The organism is Novosphingobium sp. SG707 (assembly GCF_012275515.1).
Classification (GTDB): domain Bacteria; phylum Pseudomonadota; class Alphaproteobacteria; order Sphingomonadales; family Sphingomonadaceae; genus Novosphingobium.
The window spans coordinates 1,048,764-1,071,324 of record NZ_JAAZQL010000001.1 but is presented as its reverse complement, the minus strand read 5'-3'; the positions used below and the strand labels follow the sequence as shown (position 1 = coordinate 1,071,324).

Sequence of the window (22,561 nt, the reverse complement as noted above, 5' to 3'; positions counted from 1 at the left end):
AGGCATCGGCATCGGGAAGCGGCCCTTTCAAGGCGCGGCCAGTTTCCGTCATCCTGGGGGTAAGATGATGGTTTCATAGAATTTATCTCTGTTGTCCGGCGGAAGGATCGGGGTGAGCCTGTCCTTTCCGTTTCTCCACGCGGCGGGCTAGTCCTTTGAGGGAGAGCGGGCAATCGCCTTGACATAACAAGACTTATACATAATCTGAATAAATGGCTCCTCTGGTCGAAGCTCTCCAATGGTTCATCCGCGTGGCGGAATGCGGCTCGTTCTCTGCTGTTGCACGCGAGGCCATGACAAGTCAGGTGATGGTGGGCAGGCGGATCAGCATGCTGGAGGCTCATTTTCGCGTCGCGCTGCTGCGTCGTTCTACCCGCAGCCTTGCCCTGACTGAGGACGGGGTTGCCTTTCTGGCTCACGCCCGCCGCATCGTGCGCGAATTTGAGGCGATGGAGGCTGATCTCCACAGTGGCGAGCGCGGCTATTCCGGCCACGTGCGTATCGGCACCACCAACACCTTCGGTTGCCACCTTGCCCGCAAGCTGCCGGAATTCCACCTTCACCACCCCGGCATTACGGTCGAGATGCTGTTGGGCGACGGCTTTGTGCATCTGGTGGAGGACGGGCTGGACCTGGCCATGCGCACCGGGCAGGTGAATGAAACTACCGTAGTGGCACGGCATCTGGGTGATGTGCCGCGCTATCTCGTCGCCTCGCCCGCCTATCTTGAACGATGCGGCACGCCGCTTTCCATCAACGATCTGCAATTCCACAATTGCGTGCTGTTCAGCTATGGTACCACGCGGCAGGTGTGGACGATTGATGGAGAGCCGATCCGTGTATCGGGCACCTATCGCACCAACAGCAGCCTGGCGCAGCATGAGGCGGTAAGAAACGGGGCGGGCATCAGCCTGTTCGCCTATTTCCAAGTGGAGGAAGACGTGCGGGCGGGCCGGTTGGTGCGGCTGCTTCCCAACGCCAAGATCGAGCCGGTGCCTTTTTACGTGACCTATCCGGCGCGCCAGACGCTGCCTGCGCGCACGCGCATAGTGATGAACTGGATTATCGGCGAGGCCGAGGGGCTGATCGGCAAGACGCAGTAATCCGGAGGCGCCGTTCCGGATCAGGCGGAAGGGGATGGATCGAAGTTGTCCCGGTCATGAAGGACTGTCGATCAGTGTGATCACCCTTTTTCTTAACAGGTTGGGCGGAAGCTAGGGCTTCGGGCCAGGATGACAAGAATAGAGCGGCGGAAAAGATGGAAGGCACTTTGCCACAGACGGAGGGCATCAGCATCTCCAAAGTAGCCTTGGATGTGTTTGCCTATCCCGCAAGCTGTGAGCGGCGGTTCTCCAATCACAAGGAACTGATAGACCGGCTCGCTCAATGGCAGATTGAGCGGATCGCTTATGGAGCAATTGGTGGATAACCGCCGCCGCGATCCCGGGCGACGATGGATATGGAGGAACGTTTGGCTAGCCAGACCCGTGACGTTTCCAGTGGCCGATCTGGCAAGAGGGTGACTGGCTTGCGGCGCTCCAGACCCCGATAAAGCGGTGGAAGGATATCATCATCAGCAGCAAAAGCGATTCAGAGCCACATCTCGGCGATAATGCCTGGTCAATTCTCATCGCCACTCAACAACTTGTCCTCGTGACCGTCCATCGCCTTTGTCTGTCTGTGCCCCTCCCGGCGTTGCGATTGTGCAGGCCGCCGGGGGCGCCCGATCAATAGGTCAGTCCATAGCGCTTGTATTCATTCTCGGCATTGGGCAGGAGGCGGCGCGCGCTGGCCAATTCCTTTTGCGCCTCGGCCGCGCGGCCCAGTTTTTTGAGCACTATGGCCCGCACCAGCCGGGTCTGCCCCTGCGAGGGATTTTGCAGCAGGGCCGCGTCCAGATCGCTCAGCGCCGCATCCAACCGGCCCATGCGCAGCCAGACCACCGCGCGACTGTCGAGGATCGGCGCTGAATCGTCGGTCATTTCGATGGCGCTGGTGCAATCCTTGAGCGCCGTCTCGATCTGCACCTGCCGCAAGGCCTTGGCCCAGCAGCGCGCGTTGAGCAGATCGGGGCGGCCCGGCTTTTTCGCGATCAGCGCGTCCATCTGCGCCAGCCCCTCCTGCACATCGCCATAGGAAGCGATCAGCACCGCCTTATCCAGCAGGATACTGTCCTTTTCCTTGCCGGCCACCGAGATACGCTCGTCCAGCATGGCCACCCCGCTGGTCAGATCGCCACGGCGGGCGGCGATGTCGGCGGCAAGAGTGAGCGCGGCCACATCGGAGGGATCAACCGCTCTGGCCGCTTCGGCATCCTTGGCCGCAGCGGCCAAATCGCCGGTCTGCACCTCCAGATTGGCGCGGTTGACGTAGTTTTCGGCCGATGGCTCCTTGGCAATGACCTTGGTCCAACTGGCGATGGCGCCGGGATAATCGCCGATGCCCTTAAGGAAACTGGCCTGCCCGGCAAGGGCCGATGTGTCTTCCGGTTCGCTCTCGCTGACGGCTGCCTCGAACACGGCGGTGACGGCGGCAAGCTGGGTGCCGGGCCCCTTGCCAGCAAGGGGCAGGTTCCAGCGCCGCAAGGCATCCTGCGGGGCCAGCAGGCGCGGCCCGGCCGAAAGAGTCTGCGCGGCCAATGCTCTTTCCGCCGGAATGCGCGAGGGCAGGATTTCCGCCGCGCGGCTGCTCAGGCTTTCGTCAAGCACCACCTCATCGCCGGAAAAGGTGGTCTGCCGGGTCAGCATATAGCCCGCCACCTCGCCGGAGAACGAGGGCGTGCCCTCCATCGTATAGCCTCGTCCGGCGTCGGGCAGGCGCAGGCGCATGTGGATATGCGCCTTGTCGGGCATCCCGGTGGCGACCGGTATGTCGGCCCAGGCCGGTCTGGCCCGGTCGGGCGCGAACGAAACCTTGTCGGTCACGCGCGAAAGACTGCGCTTGCGGCGATTGTCTTCCTGTTGCCAAGGGGTTGAAACCAGTCCGCGCCCGGAGATGGTCACGGTGGCCTCTTCCTTGTTTTCAACCAGCGCCAGCTTGGTGAACTGTCCGCTGCCGACCACATTGCTCATGACGCCATGGAGCAATTGCAGCTTTTCCTTCTCGCCGATCTGGTTGGCCATCAGCGAGAGGGCCATGGCGTTCTGGCCGCGCAGGGTCAGGCGCGCATCGACAACGCTGGGCAGGTCGAGGCTGGAGCTTTCATCCACCACCAGATCGAGATCGGTGGTCGGCCGAGCCGGAGCCTTGCGCGAAACCTCTTCAATGGCGGCCCCCACGCTGCGAACGGGCAGGATATAGCGGAAGGGAGGCGTATCCTGCAGGTCCACCGGTCGGGTGCCCGCCGCGGTGCCATCCAGCCAGATGCTCTGGCCATCCACCCGGGCGCGGACAAACACATGGTTGAAAGCCGACAGCGCGGGCAGACGGTCTTTCACCAGATCATCCAGCCCGACATTGGCCAGCACCGGTTCGGCCTCGATCTTCATCGCATGGAGCATCGAGAGCAGCAGCAGCGTCTTGGCCTTGCAATCGCCATAGCGCACAGCCCACGTCTTTTCCGCAGACTGGGGAATGTAATTGCCCCCGTCCATCGACAAAGCGAGATAGCGGACATCATCCTGCACGATGCGCAGCGCGCGGGCGATGCGCTGAAGGGGATCGGTGGTCTGGGCCGCGATCTGGGCCACGGCCTTGTCCAGCGCGCTGTCATGAGCAATGGCGCCCTCGGTCTTGTAGAGCGAGGCCACGGTCTGCGAAACTTCTGCCCATGAGGCGAAAGTGGATGCCTCGATCAGCGCAGGGTGTCGGAAGCGGCCCGGCGCATCCTGCGGCATATCGGGCGCCTTGGGGGCGGGCAATGTGATGTTGAGCACCGTGTCGCCACCAAGGCTGGCGGTGTTGGTCACGACATTGGCGGCCAGCAATTTCCAGTGCAGCGGCTCGCCCGTCGGCCACAGCACCCGCATGGTGGCCTTGCTCGTGCGGGCGGGCAGCGAGAGCAGCGGGCTGACCCATTGCACATGCCCGTTCAGCGCCGGATCGCGCATGGTGGTGGATGCGCGCAGCCGAAGCGTATCACCTATCCGCAGCCCTTCGACCGCCAGCGTCGCGGTCAGCAGGCCGGTCAGTTCCTGCTGTTCGAGGCTCTGTTCGCGGCGCAGCACGGTGAATTTCTGGCCCTGCGCCAACAGGTCGATCTTTTCGGCCCCGCGCAGGATGCTCAGTTCATGGATGATGAGATCGCCCTTGTCCGGAAACCAGGGCAGGGCGATCATCGAATTTTGCGCCAGTTGTTCGGGCGAGGCGATCCGGTTGGCGATGTCGGCATAATTCCACAACTGGCCGCGGTTGAAACGCTCTTGAAAATCGAAGGCGCTGGGCGGGGTTCCGCCGGGCGTGACCAGTTCCTTGGGCAGGCTGCTTTCCACCACCCATGCGGGCGCGGGCTGGTACAGCGGCTGGTCGGCGGCAAGGGCGGGGCATGTGTGCAAGATTGCAGCAGAGGCGGTGGCGAGGAGCCATCTTTTGCGCATGGAAATCCCTGAATGATGCCTGCGGAACCAGAACGGAATCGCATGATATCCTTCGAGAGTGGCCGAGATGGGGGGCATGATCAAGATGGCCCCCGGCAAAAATGATCCGAAAACAGAGAGAAGAAATTTCGCGCTGCGCCGCCGATGGAAGAAGCGCGATGGGCGGGAATGGCGCTTGTTGTTGCGAGGGCAGGGTGCCGGGCACTTTTCCCGCGAAACCTGACCGCCGGCGCTACATGCCGATGGGCTGAGGTTTGCGCTGTTCAAAGAGCGTTACTTCAGCTTTTCGTAGGCAATCGGACGGCCGGATGCAGCGGCGTGCCTACTGAGGGATACGGCCGATGTGCCCAATTTAAACGACGATCAGTTTTCTGGCGGGCGCGGCTTGCGATTAATCTAATCATCGTTTAGATGGTCTGGGCAAGCGCTGTTGCGGGTGCCGCCATCGGGGCGGCTCTCACAGGGCACAGGTGGACAATCTCGCGACCACCGCAGAATTTCAGGATGGACGGGAGTTCAAGATGGCAGGGCAATTCAAGTACGGGGTGTCGCTATACAGTTTCACCGAGGATTTCGGCAGCGTGATGGGCCTTGAGGAGGGCTTTGACCATATTGCCGACACCGGCGCCACGGGGATCGAAATCCTGGGCGCCACGCATGTGACAGGCTATCCCGAGCCGCCGAAAGCATGGCTTGACCGCTGGTTCGACCTTTTGGACTGGCACAGGCTTGAGCCGACCAACATGTGTTCTTGGGTGGATACCAAATTGCGCCTCGGCTGCTCGATGACCATCGAGGAGGGCGCGGCCGAACTGGAGCGCGATCTGCGTCTGGCGCACAGGCTGGGCTTCAAGTTTCTGCGTCCCAAATTCGGCGTCATCGATCAGGATCTGACTCCCGATCCGATCTGGGCCCCTGCGGTGGAACGCGTGCTCGATTTGGCGCACAAGCTGGATATCGTGATGAACCCGGAAATCCATTCGCCCACGCCGATCAATCATCCTGTGGTGCATGAATATATCCATTTCATCGAGCGCACGGGCACGAAGAATTTCGCCCTGTTGATCGACACCGGCATTTTTCAGGACCGCCCGCTGCGCGGGTGGCAGCATGAATTGCCCGAAGGCGACAGCGAGGCGGCCAAAATTATCAACGGCATCCATGTCGACCCCGAGGAATTCCTGGGCATTGCCCAATATGTCTCCTTCATTCAGGCCAAATTTCATTACATCAATGATGACCTGCATGATGAGAACATCCCGTGGGACAAAGTCATCCCGGTGCTCAAGCGGGCAGGATATGCGGGCTACCTATCCTCCGAATATGAAGGTGCGCGTGAACCGTGGGTCGCCATTGATCAGGTCCGCCGCCAGCAACTGCTGCTGCGACAGCTTGAACAGGCCTATGACGCCGCGCCGGTCGCGGCCTGAGCCAGAGGTCCTTCAGCATAGAGGTCTATGATGTACGAATTTCAATTGATCCAAAGCACTGGCTTTCGCAACCATGGCCCGCAGGGCGCACGCGATGGCTTTGAACTGCGCCTGCGCCTGCCCAATTATCGCGGGATGCGGCTCTCGCTGCTGGATGGCATTGACGTGACTGTCGATGGCGAATTCTTCGGCCACGAGGTCAACAGCCTCATCCTGCATGGCAAAACCTATGACCTTGAGGACATGCGCAAGGCCACCGCGGTCAGTTGGGCGATGGGCGACTTCGGCTCGGTTTTTGTTCCCAAGGCGGGCGGTCTGGCGCCGGGCATCCATCACCTGAAAGTGGCCGCGCGGGTGCGCTCGCCCTATTTCCCGCCGCATCTTCAGCCCCTGCCGGTCAATGGCGAGAGGTTGGCGACGATCATTCTGCCATGACGGGGCGGGCGGCAGTCCATACTGACAGCCGCCCGTTGCCTCGGTCGATCTTGCCTGAGCGGTGGTGGAGCGGGCCGGTCTGGCGGCGATTGCCCCTGACCGGTCCTCCATCATCCCATCGAAACCAGATGGCTGCCGTCGCTTTGCTGGGTCAGCCTGATCGGTTTCCCGGTGAACCTTTGCGCAATGTCGATGGCGGTTACCAGGTGCTGGCTCGGCTTGACGGTGGTGAACACACCCCCGCCCGCCAATGCGAATGGCAGGATCAGTTGGTCGGCCAGATAGGGCCCGGCAAAGGCATCGCATTCCTGAAAGCCACGCATCCGCGCCGCCGCCGTCTTGCCCAGTCTTTCGGCCGACACGCCCAACTGGCCAAAGGCGCTGACGATCTCGACAGCATGCGCATAGCGGGCCTCCAGCATCAGGATCACGCCGGGGCCTTGGTCATCGGGCAATTTGCGGACCGCAAACGTTTCCTCCGGCCACTGGGACAGCTCCTTGCGCGCGCGGGCCAGCATACGCTCGGCAATATCGTGAGGCAGGCCGCTGTAGGGAGCCCGCGCGCTCACCTCCACAAGCTCTCCCCGCCCGGCGCAGGTGATAGGCGAGAGCGGGGCGGGGATGATGTCCACCTCGATCCGTCCGCCGCCGCGCGGGTAAAACCCATGCCGCATCAGACGGGCCGAAACTTGCGGCCCCATGCGGTTGATGACCGGCAGGAAGCACCGTTCTATAAAGTCAAAAGGCGGGGCCAGTATATTGTGCGTACCGCCCTCCAGCACCAGCCGCGAGGGGCCATCGGCCAGCAGCAGCGGCATCAGCACCGTCTGCAGCACCAGTCCCGTGCTGCCGGCGGTGCCCACAGCAAAGTGATATTCCCCCGCCTGCGCCTTGCCGGGGTGGAAGGTGAGGTCCGATGAGCCCACCGCCAGCCCGCTGCATTCGCCGCCGGAAATGGCGAGGGCGGCCTCAACCGCCGTCACATGCTGGCGCATCAGGCCCGGCTTTGAACGTTTGGCGCGGATATGGGTGATGCGAAAAGGCGTGCCTGTCGCCAGCGAGAGGGCGCAGGAATTGCGCACCATCTGGCCCCCGCCTTCGCCTTCCGATCCGTCGATCATCATCATGAGTTTACAAGGTCCAGAAAGATTTGATTGGCGCGCATCCGGGCATCAGGCCCGGGCTTGCGCTGCGGCAATTGGTCGGCGCGGCCCAGTTCGTCACGGATCAGCGTGTCGAGTTCGGGATAGCGTCTGGCATTGCCCAATTCGCGGGTTTGGGCCTTGGCCTCGACCAGTTCTTGGATCATCGCCCAGATGGCCGGTGACAGTTCGCTGCAAAGCATCAGGCCTTGCAGGTCCATGGGTGGCCGCCTTGCGGGATCGATGCGCATGGCGCGGATCGCCAGGGCCGGGCGCAGGCCATAGAAATAGTGCTTGACCGGAAGTGGCTCCGGCGTTTCCAGCCGCCGATCAAGGGCGCCATGCCCAAGGCGGGCATAATGGTGCGCCATGCCGCGCGGGTCAAAGATAGCATCGGCCAGTGCGGCGATACGCGCCACCATCGGATGATCGGCAAGATAGCGGATCGGCGAGGCCAGCCATTCGCTGGCCACCGCATTGGATTTCAGCATCAGACCCAGCAGCTTGCGGATATCCCATCCGTTGAGGTCAATGTCATCCTCGATCGGCGTTTCGATCACACCGCGTCCGATAGACAGGTCGAGATACCAGTCACGCGGGCGGACATAGACGAAGCGGATGTCATAATCGCTGTCAGGCGAAGGAAAACCCCACGCCCGCGAGCCGGATTCAACGGCCAGCAGATAACGGATGCCCTCATGCGCCGCGATGGCGGCAAGGCGCCGTTCGATATCGGCGCGAACAGGGGAGGGGATGGGATCAGTCATAAGAACCTCTTTGGGCGGTCTGCGTCAAGGGCATTACCCCTTGACGCAGACTACCTGTTTCAATGTGTGGACGATCTCCACCAGATCAGCCTGCGCCGCCATCACGGCCTCGATCGGCTTGTAGGCGCGGGGCGTTTCATCGATCACGCCCACATCCTTGCGGCATGCCACGCCCTGGGTATCGGCGATGTGATCGGCCAGGCTGACCTGCCGCTTGGCCTCGTTGCGGCTCATCACACGACCCGCACCATGCGAACAGCTATGAAAGCTCTCCGCATTGCCCAGCCCGCGCACGATGAAGCTTTTGGCCCCCATCGATCCGGGGATGATGCCCAGCACGCCCTTGGCCGCGCGCACGGCACCCTTGCGGGTGATCAGCACGTTTTCGCCAAAGTGGTTTTCGCGCGTCACATAATTGTGATGGCAATTCACCGCTTCCAATTCGGCCTCAAACGGCTTGGCAATCTGCCCTCGCAGGGCGGCGATCACATTGGCCATCATCATCCGCCGGTTGAGCGCGGCAAAATCCTGCGCCCAGCCCACCGCCTCGACATAATCGTCGAAATGGTCGGTGCCTTCGGGGAAGTAAGCGAGATCCTCGTCGGGCAGGTTGATATGCCATTTGCGCATGTCCTGCTTGGCCAATTCGATGAAGAACGAGCCAATCGCATTGCCTACTCCACGCGATCCGGAATGCAGCATTACCCACACCCGCGCTTCCTGATCGAGGCACAGTTCAATGAAGTGATTGCCCGTGCCCAGTGTGCCCAGATGCGTCAGGTTATTGGTGTTCTTCAAGCGGGGATGCTTGTCGCAAATCCGCTCGAAACGCACCGCCAGGCCCGCCCATGCCTCGATGATCGCGGCTGGCGGGTTGCCCCATGAACCATGGTCGCGCTTGCCCCGGCCCACGCTGCGCCCGTGGGGCACGGCCTGTTCGATGGCGCTGCGGATGCCTTCCAGATTGTCGGGCAGGTCATGCGCCATCAGCGAGGTGCGCGCCGCCATCATGCCGCAGCCGATGTCCACGCCCACCGCGGCTGGGATGACCGCGCCACGTGTGGGGATGACCGAGCCGACCGTTGCGCCGATGCCGACATGAACGTCGGGCATCGCGGCGACATGCCTGAAGATGAAAGGCATCCTGGCCGCGCGGGTCAATTGTTCGCGGGCCTTGTCGTCCACCGGCACGCCACGTGTCCACATTTTCACGGGCACGCCGCCTTCAACATTCTGGAATTCGTAAGTCTCGGTCATGGCTGACCCCCTGCTTTCCATTCTGGCGCATTTTCAGCAAAAATGACCACTGATTTTGTCGGCCTTCGGGGGCGGCCGGCCCATTCCGGTCGCCCCCTCATCGCCTGTATGCCGGGCTGTTCGACGGACCCGGCGCAAAGAATAAAGCAGGTCCTGTGCCAGTTTCGCGGCATGACCGGAAGATTTTTATCAAGACACTGATATAATTAATTAATAAAACATCCTTTCGCTGTGTGGCGGGTGCAGGTATATCGTCGCGCGTGGTATAATTTGTATCTTACAATATAAATATGTATAAATTTGGATCATGAAGTCCACCACCGTCATCAGCTTTCTCGGCTCCACGCTGGATGCCTCCAAATTTGGCCCCTCGCGCTGGATGAAGTGGCGGCCATCGGTGGGCCTGTGCATGCATGAAGATCTGCGGGTGGATCGCTTTGTGATGATCCATGGCAATCTGCATGGTCGTCTGGCCGAATATGTGGCGCAGGATATTGCCTCTGTTTCCCCCGAAACGCGGGTCGAACGGCATATCCTTGACTTCCGGGACGCCTGGGACTTCGAGGAAGTCTATGGCAAGCTGCTCGACTTTGCGCGGGGGCTGGCCTTGGACCCGGACGCAGAGGATGTGCTGGTCCATATCACCACCGGCACGCATGTGGCGCAGATCTGTCTGTTTTTGCTGACCGAGGCGCATTACCTGCCCGGCCGCCTGCTTCAGACCCAGCCCAAGCGCGGGACGAGCGAGGCGGCGGGCACATGGAGCGTGATCGACCTCGATCTCTCGCGCTATGACAGTATCGCCACCCGCTTTGCCAGTGAGAGTGCGCAAAGTTCATCCTTCCTGAAATCGGGGATCGAAACCCTCAATCCCGCCTTCAACACAATGATCGACGAGATCGAGCAGGTGGCCAGTCGCACCCGCGCGCCGATCCTGCTGATGGGGCCGACGGGGGCGGGCAAGAGCCAGCTCGCTCGCCGGATTTTCGAGCTCAAGAAGCTGAAACGTCAGGTTGGGGGCGATTTCGTTGAGGTGAACTGCGCCACCCTGCGCGGTGACAGCGCCATGTCGGCCCTGTTCGGCCACAGGAAAGGGGCCTTTACCGGCGCGGCGGCGGATCGCCCCGGACTGCTGCGGGCGGCGGATGGGGGCCTGCTGTTTCTTGATGAAATCGGGGAATTGGGGCTTGACGAGCAGGCGATGATCCTGCGCGCGATAGAGGACAAGCGCTTTCTGCCGGTGGGCGCCGACAAGGAGGTGCAGAGCGATTTCCAGCTGATTGCGGGCACCAATTGCAATCTGGCCGCCTGTATCGCACAGGGAACTTTCCGTGAGGATCTCTATGCGCGGCTCAACCTCTGGACCTTCTCGCTGCCGGGCCTTGCCGAGCGGCGCGAGGATATTGCGCCCAACCTCGACTATGAACTCGACCGCCATGCCGAGCGTGAGGGCGTACAGGTGACCTTCAACAAGGAGGCGCGCGCCGATTATCTGGCCTTTGCCATGTCGTCGGCCGCGCGCTGGCCCGGAAATTTCCGTGATCTGGGCGCCAGTGTCACGCGCATGGCCACATTTTCGCCAAAGGGGCGGATCGACGTTCACGCCGTGGCCAAGGAGATCGAACGGCTCAAGCGCCTGTGGGGCGAAGGCGCGATGGATGGCGATGGGCTGGAGCGCTGGCTCTCTTTTGAAACGCTTGCCGATCTTGATCCGTTTGACCGCGTGCAACTGGCCTATGTCGTGCAGACCTGCGCCTCTGCCCGCTCGCTTTCCGAGGCGGGGCGCCGGCTCTTCGCTGCCTCGCGCGAGAAACGGGCCAGCACCAATGACGCCGATCGGCTGCGCAAATATCTGGCGCGTTTCGGGCTGGGGTGGGCGGATTTCAGGGGGGCGTGACCAAACCCGCTGGTTATCGCCCGGCGTCAGATCTCCAGCGACACGTTGATCTGGCTGCCTTCCTCGATCTTTTCGCGTTTGCGCACCTGCGCCTTGAGCGGCAGCAGCCAGCCGCCGGTTTCACGCTGCGGGAAAATCGAGGTGCGCCATGTGGTCGTGCCGATCGTGGCGCGCACGGCCAGCGAGCCGAAACCGGCCGTCAGCCCCAGCGATGCCAGCTTGAGCTCGGCGGCCGGTGCGCCCGTGATGCTGACGAAGAACCAGCGCATGGGTTTTTCGCCGCTGCGCGCCTGCCATATCCAGACCTTGCCGGTAAAGGTCACTTCCTCGCGCTCGCTCATAGTGCGGGCTGCTTGCTGCTGTGGGGCTGGAATCGCAATGGCATAGGCTCATCATGGCGCGGCAAAGCCACCATGCCAAGTATCTGTCCTCAGACGATCAGGCGATAGCCGATCCCCGGCTCGTTGCGGATCATGCTCTGTTCGACCGGCACATCCTCCAGTTTGCGGCGCAATCCGCGCGCCGCCACGCGCAGATATTCCACCGCCTGCTCCTGCCCCGGCCCCCATACGGCGCGCAGGATCGCCGCATGCGAGACGACCCGGCCGGGATAGCGCACCAGCTCGGCCAGAAAGCCATATTCCTTCGGGCTGAGATGCACCTCCGCCCCCTCCCGCCGCACGATGCGGGCGGCCAGATCGATCTCCACCGCCCCCAGCCGCACCAGCGGCGCGGCATTCTCGGCCAGCAGCCGGTTGCGCAGCGCGACCCGCACGCGGGCAAGCACCTCCTCTGTATCGAAGGGCTTGGTCACATAATCATCGGCGCCCAGATCAAGCGCGGCCACCTTTTCCCCCGTCGCATCGCGCGCCGAAACGACCAGCAGCGCGGCCTTGCCCGCCTTGATGGGGCCGATCAGCTCCATCCCATCGCGGTCGGGCAGGCCCAGATCGAGCAGAACCAGATCCGGCTTGTCGATGTTGAGCGCGGCCAGCGCCTCGCGCGCATTGGCCGCCTCGACAACATCCATGCCCGTCCGCGACAGGCTGCCGCGCAGCAGGCGGCGGATCGCCATTTCATCGTCCACCACCAGAATTTTCGCCCCACCTGTCATATCTTGCCCGTCATGGCTGATCACTTTCCTTCCATAATAACGCGCCGGGCATGTGCAGCGTAAAGCAGGCCCCGCTGCCGTCCGTGCGGTTGGCCGCGCGCGCCTGCAATCCCATCGCTTCGGCAAAGCCTTTGACAATGGCAAGGCCAAGCCCTGTCCCGCCCTTGCGGTCCGATCCTTCCAGACGGGTGAAGGTTTCAAACACGCGCGCCTCGGCGCCGGGCGGCAATCCGGGGCCTGCGTCGATCACCGCAAGATCCAGTCCGTCGGCATCGGGCCGGGCCTCTATGCGGATGGGGGTCTCGGCGGGGCTGTAATGGGCGGCATTCTCGATCAGATTGATCAGGCAATGATGCAGCAGCCTGGGATCAAGCCGGACAAGGGGCAGATCGGGGGCAATGCCGATGAGGAGCGGCCGCGCCCCCAGCAAATAGCGCAGGTCATGCACCGCGCTGCTCACGGCCTCGGCCAGATCGACGGGTTCGGGCCGCCATTCCACCGCCCCGGTCTCGATCCGCACCATATCGAGCAGATTGGCGACAAAGCGCTGCAACCGCTCACCCTCGGCGCGGGCGAGCGCCAGCACGCGCTCCTGTTCGGGGTCGGCGGGCGTCACATTGCCCAGCAGACCGATGACAGCGGTGAGCGGCGTGCGCAGATCATGGCTGACCGAGGAGAGGAGGGCGGCGCGCAAGGCATCGCGCTCCTCCAAACGCCGCATCTGTCCGCGTTCGGCCTCCAGCCGGATGCGGTCGAGCGCAAGGCCCGCCTGATCGAGAAAGCTGGTCAGCATCGGCAGCAGGTCTGCCCGCACCGGCTGCGCCGCATCGGGATGCGCCACGCCCAGTACCGCCAGCGCCTTGCCCCCCGCCTCAACCGGCAGAAACAGCCATTCGGCCGCCGAGAGCGTATCTGATCCGCGCCCGGCCGGTCTGCGATTGTCAAAGGCCCATTGCGCCACCACCCGGTCCAACGCCTGCAAGGCGGTGTCGGGCGGACTGGCGGCGATCTGGGCGAGAGCGCCATCCTGCGGCATCAACAGCACCGTATAGCACCCCAGCAGCCCCGCACCTTCCTCGCACAGTACACGGCCCAGATCGCCCGCCGCGCCGATCCCCGTCAATTGCCGCGCAAATCCGGCCAGCGCGCTGGACCGCACCGCGCTCGCCCGCGACAGCATGGCCGTATCGCGCAGCCGCCCCGCCATATGGCTGACCACCACGGCCACCGCCAGCAGCACCACCACCGTGATCAGATTTTGCGGATCGGCGATGGTGAAAGTGTGGACCGGCGGGATGAAGAAGAAATTATAGGCCAGCGAGGAGAGCAGCCCGGTCACAATCCCCGTCCACAACCCATAGCGCGTGGCCGCCAGCATCACCGGCAGCAGATAGAGCAGCGCGATATTGGTGACGCTGCCCAGCGCGGCAAACATGACGCCCGCCAGAGTGACGCAGGCGATCAGCGCCCCCGAGATCAGCAGGCCGGGCGGAAGCAGCCATGCGGCCGGATCGAACGGCGCATCGCGCGGGGGCGCGGTGCGGCGGCGCGGTGCGGCCCGCGGCACGATATGCAAGGCCGCACCAAGCCCCAAAGCCGCCAGTTGCGCCGACAGGGCATCCCGCCGAAACAGGCCCCGGCGCGCGCCCTGACCCAGCACGAGGATCGTGGCGCGCAGATCCGCCGCCATATGGGCCAGCCCTTCGGCCAGCCCCGCCGCCGGGACTGTCGCCACCTGCGCGCCCAATTGCGAGGCGAGGTGGAGCGCGGCGGCAAGCTCCTCGCGCGAGCCGGAGTTGGGCAGGGCGGAGTTGGGCGAGGCGGGGCCGGTTTCGATATGCACCGCCGTCCATGGCGCCGAAAGAGAATCCGCCAGCCTTTTGCCCGCGCGCACCACCTCCTGTGCCCCGGCATCCGCGCCCACGGCCACCAGCAGACGTTCGCCCGCCGCCCACGTGCCCTCCAGAGCATGGGCGCGAAGATAATCGAGCATCTGCGCATCGACCGCCTGCGCCGCGCGGCGCAGCGCCAGTTCGCGTAGGGCTGTCAGATTGGAATGGGAAAAGAAATGGGCCAGCGCCCGGCTCGCCTCCTGCGGCACATAGACCTTGCCCGCCTTCAGCCGCTCGATCAGCTCGCCGGGGGGAATGTCGACCACTTCGATCTCGGCGTGGTCCAGCACCCGGTCGGGCAGCGTCTCGCGCACCCGCAGCCGGGCAAAGGAGGCCACCACATCGTTGAGGCTTTCCAGGTGCTGGACATTGAGGGTCGAGTAAACGTCGATCCCCGCGTTCAGCACTTCCTCGACATCCTGCCAGCGCTTGTCATGGCGGCAACCGGGGGCGTTGGTATGGGCCAGTTCGTCAATCAGCACGAGCGCGGGGCAGCGCGCGATGATGGCGTCGAGGTCCATCTCATGCAGGCTCTGGCCGCGATGGTCGATGGCGCGGCGGGGGATGATCTCAAATCCGGCCGCGCGCTGCTCGGTCTCGGCGCGGCCATGGGTTTCGATCACGCCGATTACCACATCCTCGCCCGCATCGCGGCGGCGCGCGGCCTGCATCAGCATTTCATAGGTCTTGCCCACGCCCGGGGCCGCCCCAAGAAAGAGCTTGAGGCGGCCCCGGACGCCATCCTGTCGACCTATCGTGCGGAGCAGGGCGTCGGGATCGGGGCGGATCGTGTTCACCGGGCCATCATGCTCCCGCATGCCCCGCTCCGTCGAGGGCCAGATTGAGCCGCAGCACATTGATCCGGTTTTCGCCCAGCACGCCCGCCAGCGGGGTTTCAATGGCCGCGCGCACCAGTGCCTCGACGCGCTCCACGGGCATATGGCGTGCCTGCGCCACGCGGGGCGCCTGCAAAAGGGCCGCCTCGGGGCTGATATGGGGGTCGAGCCCCGAGGCGGAGGTGGTCACCATGGCAGGTGGGACGTCGGGATAGCCTTGGGCGCGCAGGGCGGTGGCATCCTTGGCGATCCGCTGGGCCAGCGCCGCCGAGGCGGGGCCAAGGTTGGACCCGGCCGATGCGCTGGCATCATAATTGGCGGCCGAGGGGCGGGGGTGGAAATAGCCGGGCGCGGTAAAACCCTGCGCCAGCAGGTCCGAACCGATCACCCGCCCGTTGCGCTCGATCAGGCTGCCATTGGCCTGATGCGGGAAAAGGGCCTGCGCGGCGGCGGTGATGGCCAGAGGATAGGCCCCGCCCAGCAGCAGGGCAAAACCGGCGGTCATCACCAGCGAAGGGCGCAGGGCGGAAACAAAAGTCTTGAGCATGGGTACTCTCCCTCAGGCCAGATTGAGCGCGGCAACGGCAAGATCGATCGCCTTGATGCCGACAAAGGGCGCGATCAGACCGCCCAGCCCATAGATCGCCAGATTGCGCGCCAGCATCGGCCCGGCCCCCATCGGGCGATAGGTTACGCCTCTCAGCGCCAGCGGCACCAGCGCCGGAATGATCAGTGCGTTGAAGATGATGGCCGACAGGATCGCGCTTTGTGGGCTGGTCAACCCCATCACATTGAGCGCGCCAAGGCCGGGATAAAGCACGACAAACATGGCCGGGATGATGGCGAAATATTTGGCCACATCATTGGCCACGCTGAAGGTGGTCAGCGCCCCGCGCGTCATCAGCAATTGTTTGCCCAGACCCACGATCTCGATCAGCTTGGTCGGGTCAGAGTCCAGATCGACCATATTGCCCGCCTCGCGCGCGGCCTGCGTGCCGGTGTTCATCGCCACGCCCACATCGGCCTGCGCTAGCGCGGGCGCGTCATTCGTCCCATCGCCGCACATGGCCACCAGACGCCCGCCCTGCTGCTCCTGCCGGATCAGCGCCAGCTTGTCCTCGGGTGTCGCCTCGGCAAGGAAATCATCGACGCCTGCCTCGGCGGCAATGGCGGCGGCGGTCAGGGGATTGTCGCCGGTGATCATCACCGTGCGGATGCCCATATGGCGCAATTGGGCAAAACGGTCGCGCACGCCCGATTTGATGACGTCCTTGAGAGCAACGACCCCCAGCAACCGACCATTTTCCGCCACGCCCAGCGGGGTCTGGCCAAGGCGGGCGATGTCATCGGCGATGCGGCGCAGTTCGGCGGAGGCGCCTTGCGCGGCATCGGGATGGGCGCGCAGCAGCGAATCCACCGCGCCTTTCTGGATAAGGCTCTGGCCGGTGCGGATGCCCGACAGGCGGGTCTGGGCGGTAAAGGGGATGATCTGCGCATCCTCGGGCAACGCGCCCTGCGCCAGATAGGCGGCGCGGGCCAGCACCACGATGCTGCGCCCCTCGGGCGTTTCATCGGCCAGGCTGGCCATCAGCGCGGCCTGCGCCAAACGTTCCATCGCCACGCCGGTCAGGGGGCGGAATTCGCAGGCCGCCCGGTCGCCCACGGTGATCGTCCCGGTCTTGTCCAGCAGCAGCACGTCAATGTCGCCCGCCGCCTCGACTGCGCGCCCCGATTTGGCCAGCACGTTGAAGCGCACCAACCGGTCCATCCCCGCAATGCCGATGGCCGAGAGCAGCGCGGCAATCGTGGTGGGAATGAGCGTGATGAGCAGCGCCGCCAGCACCGCCACCGGCACGCCGCCCCCCGCATAATGGGCAAAGGCGGGAATGGTCGATACCGCGATCAGGAAGATGATGGTCAGCCCCACCAGCAGGATCGTCAACGCGATCTCATTGGGGGTCTTTTGCCGCTGCGCGCCTTCGACCAGCGCGATCATGCGGTCGAGAAAGCCTTGGCCCGGCTCCTGCGTTACGCGCACGCGGATATGGTCGGAAATGACGCGCGTGCCGGCGGTGACGGCGCTGCGGTCGCCGCCGGCCTCGCGGATCACGGGGGCGCTCTCGCCGGTGATGGCGGCCTCGTTGACGCTGGCCACGCCCTTGATCACTTCGCCATCGGCCGGGATCAGGTCGCCGGTTTCCACGATCACCTCGTCGCCGCGCTGCAACTGGCTGGCCGGGACCATGCGGCCATCGAGCAGGCGGGCGACAAGATCGGATTTGGTGGCGCGCAGGGATGCCGCCTGCGCCCGGCCCCGCCCTTCGGCCAGCGCCTCGGCAAAGGTGCCGAACAGCACGGTTAGCCAGAGCCAGACGATCAGTTGCAGTTGAAAGCCCAGCGACAGGCCGCCATCGCCAATGACCAGCAGGATCGTCAGCAGCGTGGCGACAACCGCCGTGGTGAACAGCACCGGATTGCCGATAAGCTCGCGCGGGGCCAGCTTGCGCAAGGCATCGCGCATCGCGGGCAGCACCAGTTCGGGCGCAAACATCGATTGGGGGGTGGACATCTCTATCGTCCTTTAGAAAGCGGTATGGGCCAGCACCGACACCTGATCGGCAATCGGGCCAAGCGCGAGGCTGGGCAGGAAGGTCAGGCCGCCAAGGATCAGGATCACCCCGATCAGCAGGCCAACCCACAGCACTCCGGTGGTGGGGAACGAACCGGCGGTGGCGGGCGTATGCCGCTTGGCGGCAAGGCTGCCCGCGATGGCCAGCACTGGGATGATGACAAAGAAGCGCCCGACCCACATCGCCACGCCCAGCAGGCCGTTATAGAAGGGCGTGCCCGCGCTCAGCCCCGCAAAGGCCGAACCATTGTTGGCCGTGGCCGATGAGAAGGCGTAGAGGATTTCGCTGAACCCATGCGGGCCTTTGTTGAGCGGCCCTGCCAGCCCCGCAGGCAGCACGGCGGCCAGCGCGGTAAACCCAAGGATCGAGAGCGGCAGCACGGCAATCGCCAGTACGGCCAGTTTGACCTCGCGCGCCTCGATCTTCTTGCCGACATATTCGGGCGTGCGCCCCACCATCAGCCCGGCTACGAACACCGCCAGCAGCGCAAAGAGCAGAAAGCCGTAGATCCCCGAGCCCACGCCGCCGATGACGATCTCGCCAAGCTGCATGTTGAAGATCGGGATCAGGCCGCCGATCGCGGTGAAACTGTCGTGCATGGCGTTGACCGCGCCGCAACTGGCCGCGGTGGTGACGGCAGAGAACAGGGCGCTGACGGCGATGCCGAAGCGCACTTCCTTGCCCTCCATATGGCCGCCCGCCATGGCCAGAGTGGCGCCATCGGCCTCCTGCCAATAGGCGATGCCGGCGCCCGCCACGAACAGGATCAGCATCGCGCAAAGGATCGCCCAGCCCTGACGCGTGTTGCCCACCGCCCGGCCAAAGCACCATGTCAGGCCCGACCCGATGGCAAAGATCGAGAGCATCTGGACGAAATTGGTCAGCGCGCTGGGGTTTTCGAAGGGATGGGCCGAATTGGCATTGTAGAAACCGCCGCCATTGGTGCCCAGCATCTTGATCGCTTCCTGACTGGCGACGGGGCCAAGCACGATGGCTTGCTTTGCGCCCTCCAGCGTATGGGCCTCGACCAGACTGGCGAAGGTCTGTGGCACGCCGCAGGCCACCAGAAACAGCGCGTAAACCACACAGAGCGGCAGCAGCAGATAAAGCGTCACGCGGGTGCAATCGGCCCAGAAATTGCCGACCGTCTTGGCCTCATGGCGGGCAAAGCCGCGAAACAGGGCAAAGGCAATGGCGATGCCCGTGGCGGCCGAGAGAAAGTTATGGATCGTGAGGCCCACCATCTGGCTGAAGTTCGAGAGCACACTCTCGCCCGCATACCATTGCCAGTTGGTGTTGGTGACAAAGGCAATGGCGGTGTTTATCGCGCCATCCGCGCCGATCCCGGCCAATCCGCGCGGGTTCATCGGCAAGACACCCTGAAGCCGCAGGATCGCATAGGTAAAAAGCGTGAGCACCACCTGAAAGGCCAGCATATGCAGCCCATAGGCCAGCCAGCCCTGTTCGCGGGCCGGATCCAGGCCCGATGCGCGGTAAAACCCGCGTTCCACCGGGCCCAACAGGCGGTGCAGCGGCGTGTCGTGCCCTTCATAAAGCGCAAACAGCCATTGGCCGACCGGCTTGGCCAGCAGCGCCACCAGCGCGGTGAAAATGAGGATCAGGCCCCAGCCGGACATGGTCATGCCATTTGTCACGGGCGCTTCCTTTCTAGAACTTTTCGGGCCGCAGCAGCGCGACCACCAGATAAGCGAGCAGGCCCAGCGCGGTCAGCGCGGCCAGCCAGAGCGAAAGGGTCATTGCCGGTTTCCTTAAAGTTCAGGCGCGCTCGACCAGGCGCAGAAAGGCAAGGCTGGCCAGCACGAGGCCGGCGAGCATACAGAGCCAGACAAGGTCATTCATCGCATGGGCATCCTTTGCGGATTAAAGGATGTCGCAAAGGGGCGGCCCCCGATGCGGCACGGACCAGCGATGCTTCATATGCGCGCTAAATTGCCATGTGAGGCTGGGGCAGGCGGCGTGAAGTTTTCATAAAATGAGGCCTGACTTCGCGATCGCGCCAGCCAGCGTGGCGCATGGACGAAGGCGAAAACCTGTCGCGCCGATGCGCCGTCGAGGCCATCGCGGCTGATTGGGCCGGTGCGTCTGATTTCGCGCGACACGCGCTGATTTTTGCTATGGTTAAGTACCTTTGGAGTCTCCTTCCATGAAACGCCTTATCCCGCTGCTGCTTTTTGCCCCCTTTGCCGTTCTCGCCGCCCCTGCGCTGGCTGCCAGCCAGGGGACCGATGTCGCCCGGATCGAGGCGGGCACCTATGCCGCCGATCCTACCCATACCGCCGTTGCCGCGCGGGTCGATCATCTCGGCTTTTCCAAGACCACCCTGCGTTTTGCCAAAGCGGGCGGGGAATTGACCTTTGATCCGGCAAAGCCGGAGGCGGCCACGCTGGACGTTTCGGTCGACGCCGCATCGCTGAGCACCGACAACGAGGCGCGCGACAAGGAATTGCGCGGCGCCGGTTTCTTCAATGTCGCGGCTTTCCCCGCCGCGCATTATGTTGCGGGCGGACTGGTGCGGGTGGATGCCACCCATGCGCGGGTCAATGGTCGGCTGACCCTGCTGGGCGTGACGCGCGATGTGCCGATGGACGTGACGCTGATCGGGGTGGGCACGGGCCTTGCCAATGACAAGCGGATCGGGTTGACCGGCCATATGCAGTTCAAGCGGTCGGATTTTGGTATGAAGACCTTCCTGCCCTTTGTCGGTGACGATGTGAGCATCGACATTGACGCCGAATTTTCAAAGAAGAAGTAAACTATGAGCAATACGCCCCTCCGCTATCGCCCCATGGCCATCATCCTGCACTGGGCGATTGCCGCGCTGCTGATGTTCCAGCTTGGGCTGGGCTGGCATATGGCCGACATGCCGCGTTCGGCGGTGATGTTTGCGGCGTTTCAGTTCCACAAGAGCATCGGCATGGCCATTCTGCTGCTCTCGCTGCTGCGGGTGGCGGTGCGGGTGGTCTCGCCCCGGCCTGCGCCGGTGGAGGGGCCGCGATGGCAGACCCTGCTGGCCTCGGGGGTGCATGGGCTGCTCTATCTCTTCATGATCGGCGGGCCTTTGACGGGATGGGCGCTGGTGTCGACGGCGTCGGTGGCGGTGCCGACCTTGCTGTTTCACACCATTCCCTTGCCGCATCTGCCGATCAGCCATGGCTGGCATGACGGGATTGAGGCGGGGCATTCGCTGCTCGCCTGGCTGGGCGCGGGACTGATCGCTTTGCATATTGGCGGGGCGCTCAAGCATCAGTTGGCGGCGCGGCGCGAGGATTGGGTGGTGCCGCGCATGATGCCCGCGCATGTCCGCTCTGTATGGGGCGCGGTGGTGCTGGCGCTGGGCGCTCTGGGGGTCAGTTTCGCGCTGCCTTTGGTGATCTATCGGGCAGGGCCTGTGGCGGCGACACCTGTCGCACCTGTTGCGCCTGTGCCTGTCGCTTCTGAAGCGCCGCCGGTCGAGGAAACCCCGGTTGCCGCCGCTTCGGCCGAGCCGGACAAGCCCCTGACCCATGACTGGGCCATCGAGCCGGGCGGGCGACTGGGTTTTTCCGCCACGGTCAATGGCGGGCCGATCGAGGGCCGGTTCGGCAAATGGACCGGCAAGGTAACCTATGACCCCGATCATCCGCAGACGGCAAAACTGGCCGTGACAGTGCAACTGGCCAGCGCGTCGAGCGGCGACCAAACGCGCGATTCGATGCTGCAGGGGCCGGAATTCTTTGGCTCCTCGCCGATGGGCCGGGCGGTGTTCACGGCCTCCGGGTTCAAGCCTCTGGGCGGCGACAAATTTTCCGCCGATGGCGCGCTGGCGATCAACGGAGTCAAGGTGCCGGTCACGCTGCTCTTCGATCTGAAGGTTGCCGAGGATAAGGCCACCGTCAAAGGTAGCGCAAAGCTGGACCGGATCGCGCTGCATGTCGGCACCGGGCAATGGAGCGCGACCGACCAGATCGGCGCCGAGGTGGGCCTGTCGTTCAGCCTGAAGGCACACCGGCTTTAAAAAAGGAGAGGGAAGGGCATGAAATCCTACGTTCCGGCTGTGCTGGCGCTGTTGATCGCCGGACAGGCGCAGGCGGCAGAGCCGCAACTGGAATTCGCCTTTGAAGAGGTGGTCACGCTGGCGGCCAATGTGCCGGTGGGCACAACCGCGCTGGGCGCGCGCAATATCGTGCCGATCACCGGAGGCACGTTCAGCGGCCCCGGCATCGCGGGCAAGGTCATGCCCGGCGGGTGGGACTGGCAATTGCGGCGCGCCGATGGCTGTTTGCAGATCAAGGCCGACTATATGCTGCAGACCGACGATGGCACGATCATCAACGTTCTCAATCAGGGCGTGTCATGCCCGCCCGAGCCGGGCCGGGCGCCCGGTGTCCGGACGTTCCCGGTGTTCGAGGTGCCGATGGGCAAATATGGCTGGCTGGCCAAGGAGGCGTTTGTCGGCATTCTGGTGCCTGAAACACAGCCGGGCGGGGTTCGTTCGGTGCGGATACGCTTTTATCGCGTGAAGTGAGGTTGCCAAAGGGAGGCGGATCGCGCCTGCCCCCTCAAACAAGCGGTCGAAACAGCACCTTTAGGCGAGCCGAGGTCATGCGCGAGGTGACGGACGCGATG

Annotated in this window: 20 protein-coding genes; 9 read left to right on the top strand and 11 right to left on the bottom strand. The window is 63.8% G+C overall.

Annotated features, from left to right (window positions below):
• Positions 1–212: 212 nt before the first annotated feature.
• Together FHW92_RS04335 and FHW92_RS04330 are read left to right on the top strand one after the other, a co-directional pair.
• On the top strand, positions 213–1,103 hold the full coding sequence (locus FHW92_RS04335) for a LysR family transcriptional regulator (protein ID WP_168601950.1): 891 nt from the start codon (positions 213–215) through the stop codon (positions 1,101–1,103).
• Positions 1,104–1,258: 155 nt separating this feature from the next.
• The gene (locus FHW92_RS04330) at positions 1,259–1,429 is read left to right on the top strand and encodes a hypothetical protein (RefSeq protein WP_168601949.1); all 171 of its coding nucleotides are present in this window, start codon (positions 1,259–1,261) and stop codon (positions 1,427–1,429) included.
• A gap of 298 nt (positions 1,430–1,727) precedes the next feature.
• Here the strand turns inward: FHW92_RS04330 and FHW92_RS04325 are convergent, their stop codons facing one another.
• Entirely contained in the window at positions 1,728–4,535 is a 2,808-nt protein-coding gene (locus FHW92_RS04325) for a DUF3857 domain-containing transglutaminase family protein (protein WP_168601948.1), read from the bottom strand.
• 76 nt (positions 4,536–4,611) lie between these two features.
• Between FHW92_RS04325 and FHW92_RS04320 the strand changes: the two genes are divergently transcribed.
• The 3 genes from FHW92_RS04320 (at position 4,612) to FHW92_RS04310 (ending at position 6,400) form a co-directional block, all read left to right on the top strand.
• Positions 4,612–4,758 (top strand): hypothetical protein, encoded by a 147-nt coding sequence (locus FHW92_RS04320; protein ID WP_168601947.1) that lies wholly within the window; start codon positions 4,612–4,614, stop codon positions 4,756–4,758.
• A gap of 298 nt (positions 4,759–5,056) precedes the next feature.
• Entirely contained in the window at positions 5,057–5,965 is a 909-nt protein-coding gene (locus tag FHW92_RS04315; RefSeq protein WP_168601946.1) for a TIM barrel protein, read from the top strand.
• A 45-nt stretch (positions 5,966–6,010) separates the two neighbouring features.
• Positions 6,011–6,400, top strand: a complete 390-nt coding sequence (locus tag FHW92_RS04310) for a DUF6379 domain-containing protein (RefSeq protein ID WP_246869895.1) — start codon at positions 6,011–6,013, stop codon at positions 6,398–6,400.
• A 110-nt stretch (positions 6,401–6,510) separates the two neighbouring features.
• Here FHW92_RS04310 and rtcA read toward each other — a convergent pair whose 3' ends face one another.
• From rtcA to FHW92_RS04295, 3 genes are read right to left on the bottom strand one after another with little or no spacing between them, the layout of a single operon-like run.
• Entirely contained in the window at positions 6,511–7,527 is a 1,017-nt protein-coding gene (gene rtcA, locus FHW92_RS04305; protein ID WP_168601945.1) for an RNA 3'-terminal phosphate cyclase, read from the bottom strand.
• The gene (locus FHW92_RS04300) at positions 7,524–8,309 is read right to left on the bottom strand and encodes a nucleotidyltransferase domain-containing protein (protein WP_168601944.1); all 786 of its coding nucleotides are present in this window, start codon (positions 8,307–8,309) and stop codon (positions 7,524–7,526) included. The genes rtcA and FHW92_RS04300 overlap by 4 nt, the downstream gene beginning before the upstream one ends.
• 33 nt (positions 8,310–8,342) lie before the next feature.
• Positions 8,343–9,566 carry an RtcB family protein gene (locus tag FHW92_RS04295; protein ID WP_168601943.1) on the bottom strand — a complete coding sequence of 408 codons (1,224 nt, stop codon included), beginning with the start codon at positions 9,564–9,566 and terminating at the stop codon, positions 8,343–8,345.
• 307 nt (positions 9,567–9,873) lie between these two features.
• Here FHW92_RS04295 and rtcR point away from each other — a divergent pair, with 307 nt between their 5' ends.
• On the top strand, positions 9,874–11,463 hold the full coding sequence (rtcR, locus tag FHW92_RS04290) for an RNA repair transcriptional activator RtcR (protein ID WP_168601942.1): 1,590 nt from the start codon (positions 9,874–9,876) through the stop codon (positions 11,461–11,463).
• Positions 11,464–11,489: 26 nt separating this feature from the next.
• Here the strand turns inward: rtcR and FHW92_RS04285 are convergent, their stop codons facing one another.
• From FHW92_RS04285 to kdpF, 7 genes are all read right to left on the bottom strand, one after another.
• The gene (locus FHW92_RS04285) at positions 11,490–11,804 is read right to left on the bottom strand and encodes a DUF1905 domain-containing protein (RefSeq protein ID WP_168601941.1); all 315 of its coding nucleotides are present in this window, start codon (positions 11,802–11,804) and stop codon (positions 11,490–11,492) included.
• Positions 11,805–11,893: 89 nt separating this feature from the next.
• Positions 11,894–12,577: a response regulator gene (locus FHW92_RS04280; protein WP_168602139.1), complete on the bottom strand. Its 684-nt coding sequence runs from the start codon at positions 12,575–12,577 to the stop codon at positions 11,894–11,896.
• Positions 12,578–12,587: 10 nt separating this feature from the next.
• A complete protein-coding gene (locus tag FHW92_RS04275; protein WP_168601940.1) occupies positions 12,588–15,287 on the bottom strand; it encodes a sensor histidine kinase KdpD in 2,700 nt (899 codons plus the stop codon).
• A complete protein-coding gene (kdpC, locus tag FHW92_RS04270; RefSeq protein ID WP_168601939.1) occupies positions 15,274–15,852 on the bottom strand; it encodes a potassium-transporting ATPase subunit KdpC in 579 nt (192 codons plus the stop codon). Before kdpC ends, FHW92_RS04275 begins: the two co-directional genes overlap by 14 nt.
• Positions 15,853–15,864: 12 nt before the next feature.
• Entirely contained in the window at positions 15,865–17,874 is a 2,010-nt protein-coding gene (gene kdpB / locus FHW92_RS04265) for a potassium-transporting ATPase subunit KdpB (RefSeq protein ID WP_168601938.1), read from the bottom strand.
• 12 nt (positions 17,875–17,886) lie between these two features.
• Positions 17,887–19,578 (bottom strand): potassium-transporting ATPase subunit KdpA, encoded by a 1,692-nt coding sequence (kdpA, locus tag FHW92_RS04260; protein WP_168602138.1) that lies wholly within the window; start codon positions 19,576–19,578, stop codon positions 17,887–17,889.
• A gap of 25 nt (positions 19,579–19,603) precedes the next feature.
• Positions 19,604–19,693: a K(+)-transporting ATPase subunit F gene (gene kdpF, locus FHW92_RS04255; RefSeq protein WP_168601937.1), complete on the bottom strand. Its 90-nt coding sequence runs from the start codon at positions 19,691–19,693 to the stop codon at positions 19,604–19,606.
• 406 nt (positions 19,694–20,099) lie between these two features.
• Here kdpF and FHW92_RS04250 point away from each other — a divergent pair, with 406 nt between their 5' ends.
• The 3 genes from FHW92_RS04250 to FHW92_RS04240 are packed head-to-tail and all read left to right on the top strand — an operon-like array spanning position 20,100 to position 22,460.
• Positions 20,100–20,708: a YceI family protein gene (locus FHW92_RS04250; RefSeq protein ID WP_168601936.1), complete on the top strand. Its 609-nt coding sequence runs from the start codon at positions 20,100–20,102 to the stop codon at positions 20,706–20,708.
• Between the two features lie 3 nt (positions 20,709–20,711).
• The gene (locus FHW92_RS04245; RefSeq protein ID WP_246869894.1) at positions 20,712–21,950 is read left to right on the top strand and encodes a cytochrome b/b6 domain-containing protein; all 1,239 of its coding nucleotides are present in this window, start codon (positions 20,712–20,714) and stop codon (positions 21,948–21,950) included.
• Between the two features lie 18 nt (positions 21,951–21,968).
• On the top strand, positions 21,969–22,460 hold the full coding sequence (locus FHW92_RS04240) for a DUF3237 domain-containing protein (RefSeq protein WP_168601935.1): 492 nt from the start codon (positions 21,969–21,971) through the stop codon (positions 22,458–22,460).
• Positions 22,461–22,561: the final 101 nt, after the last annotated feature.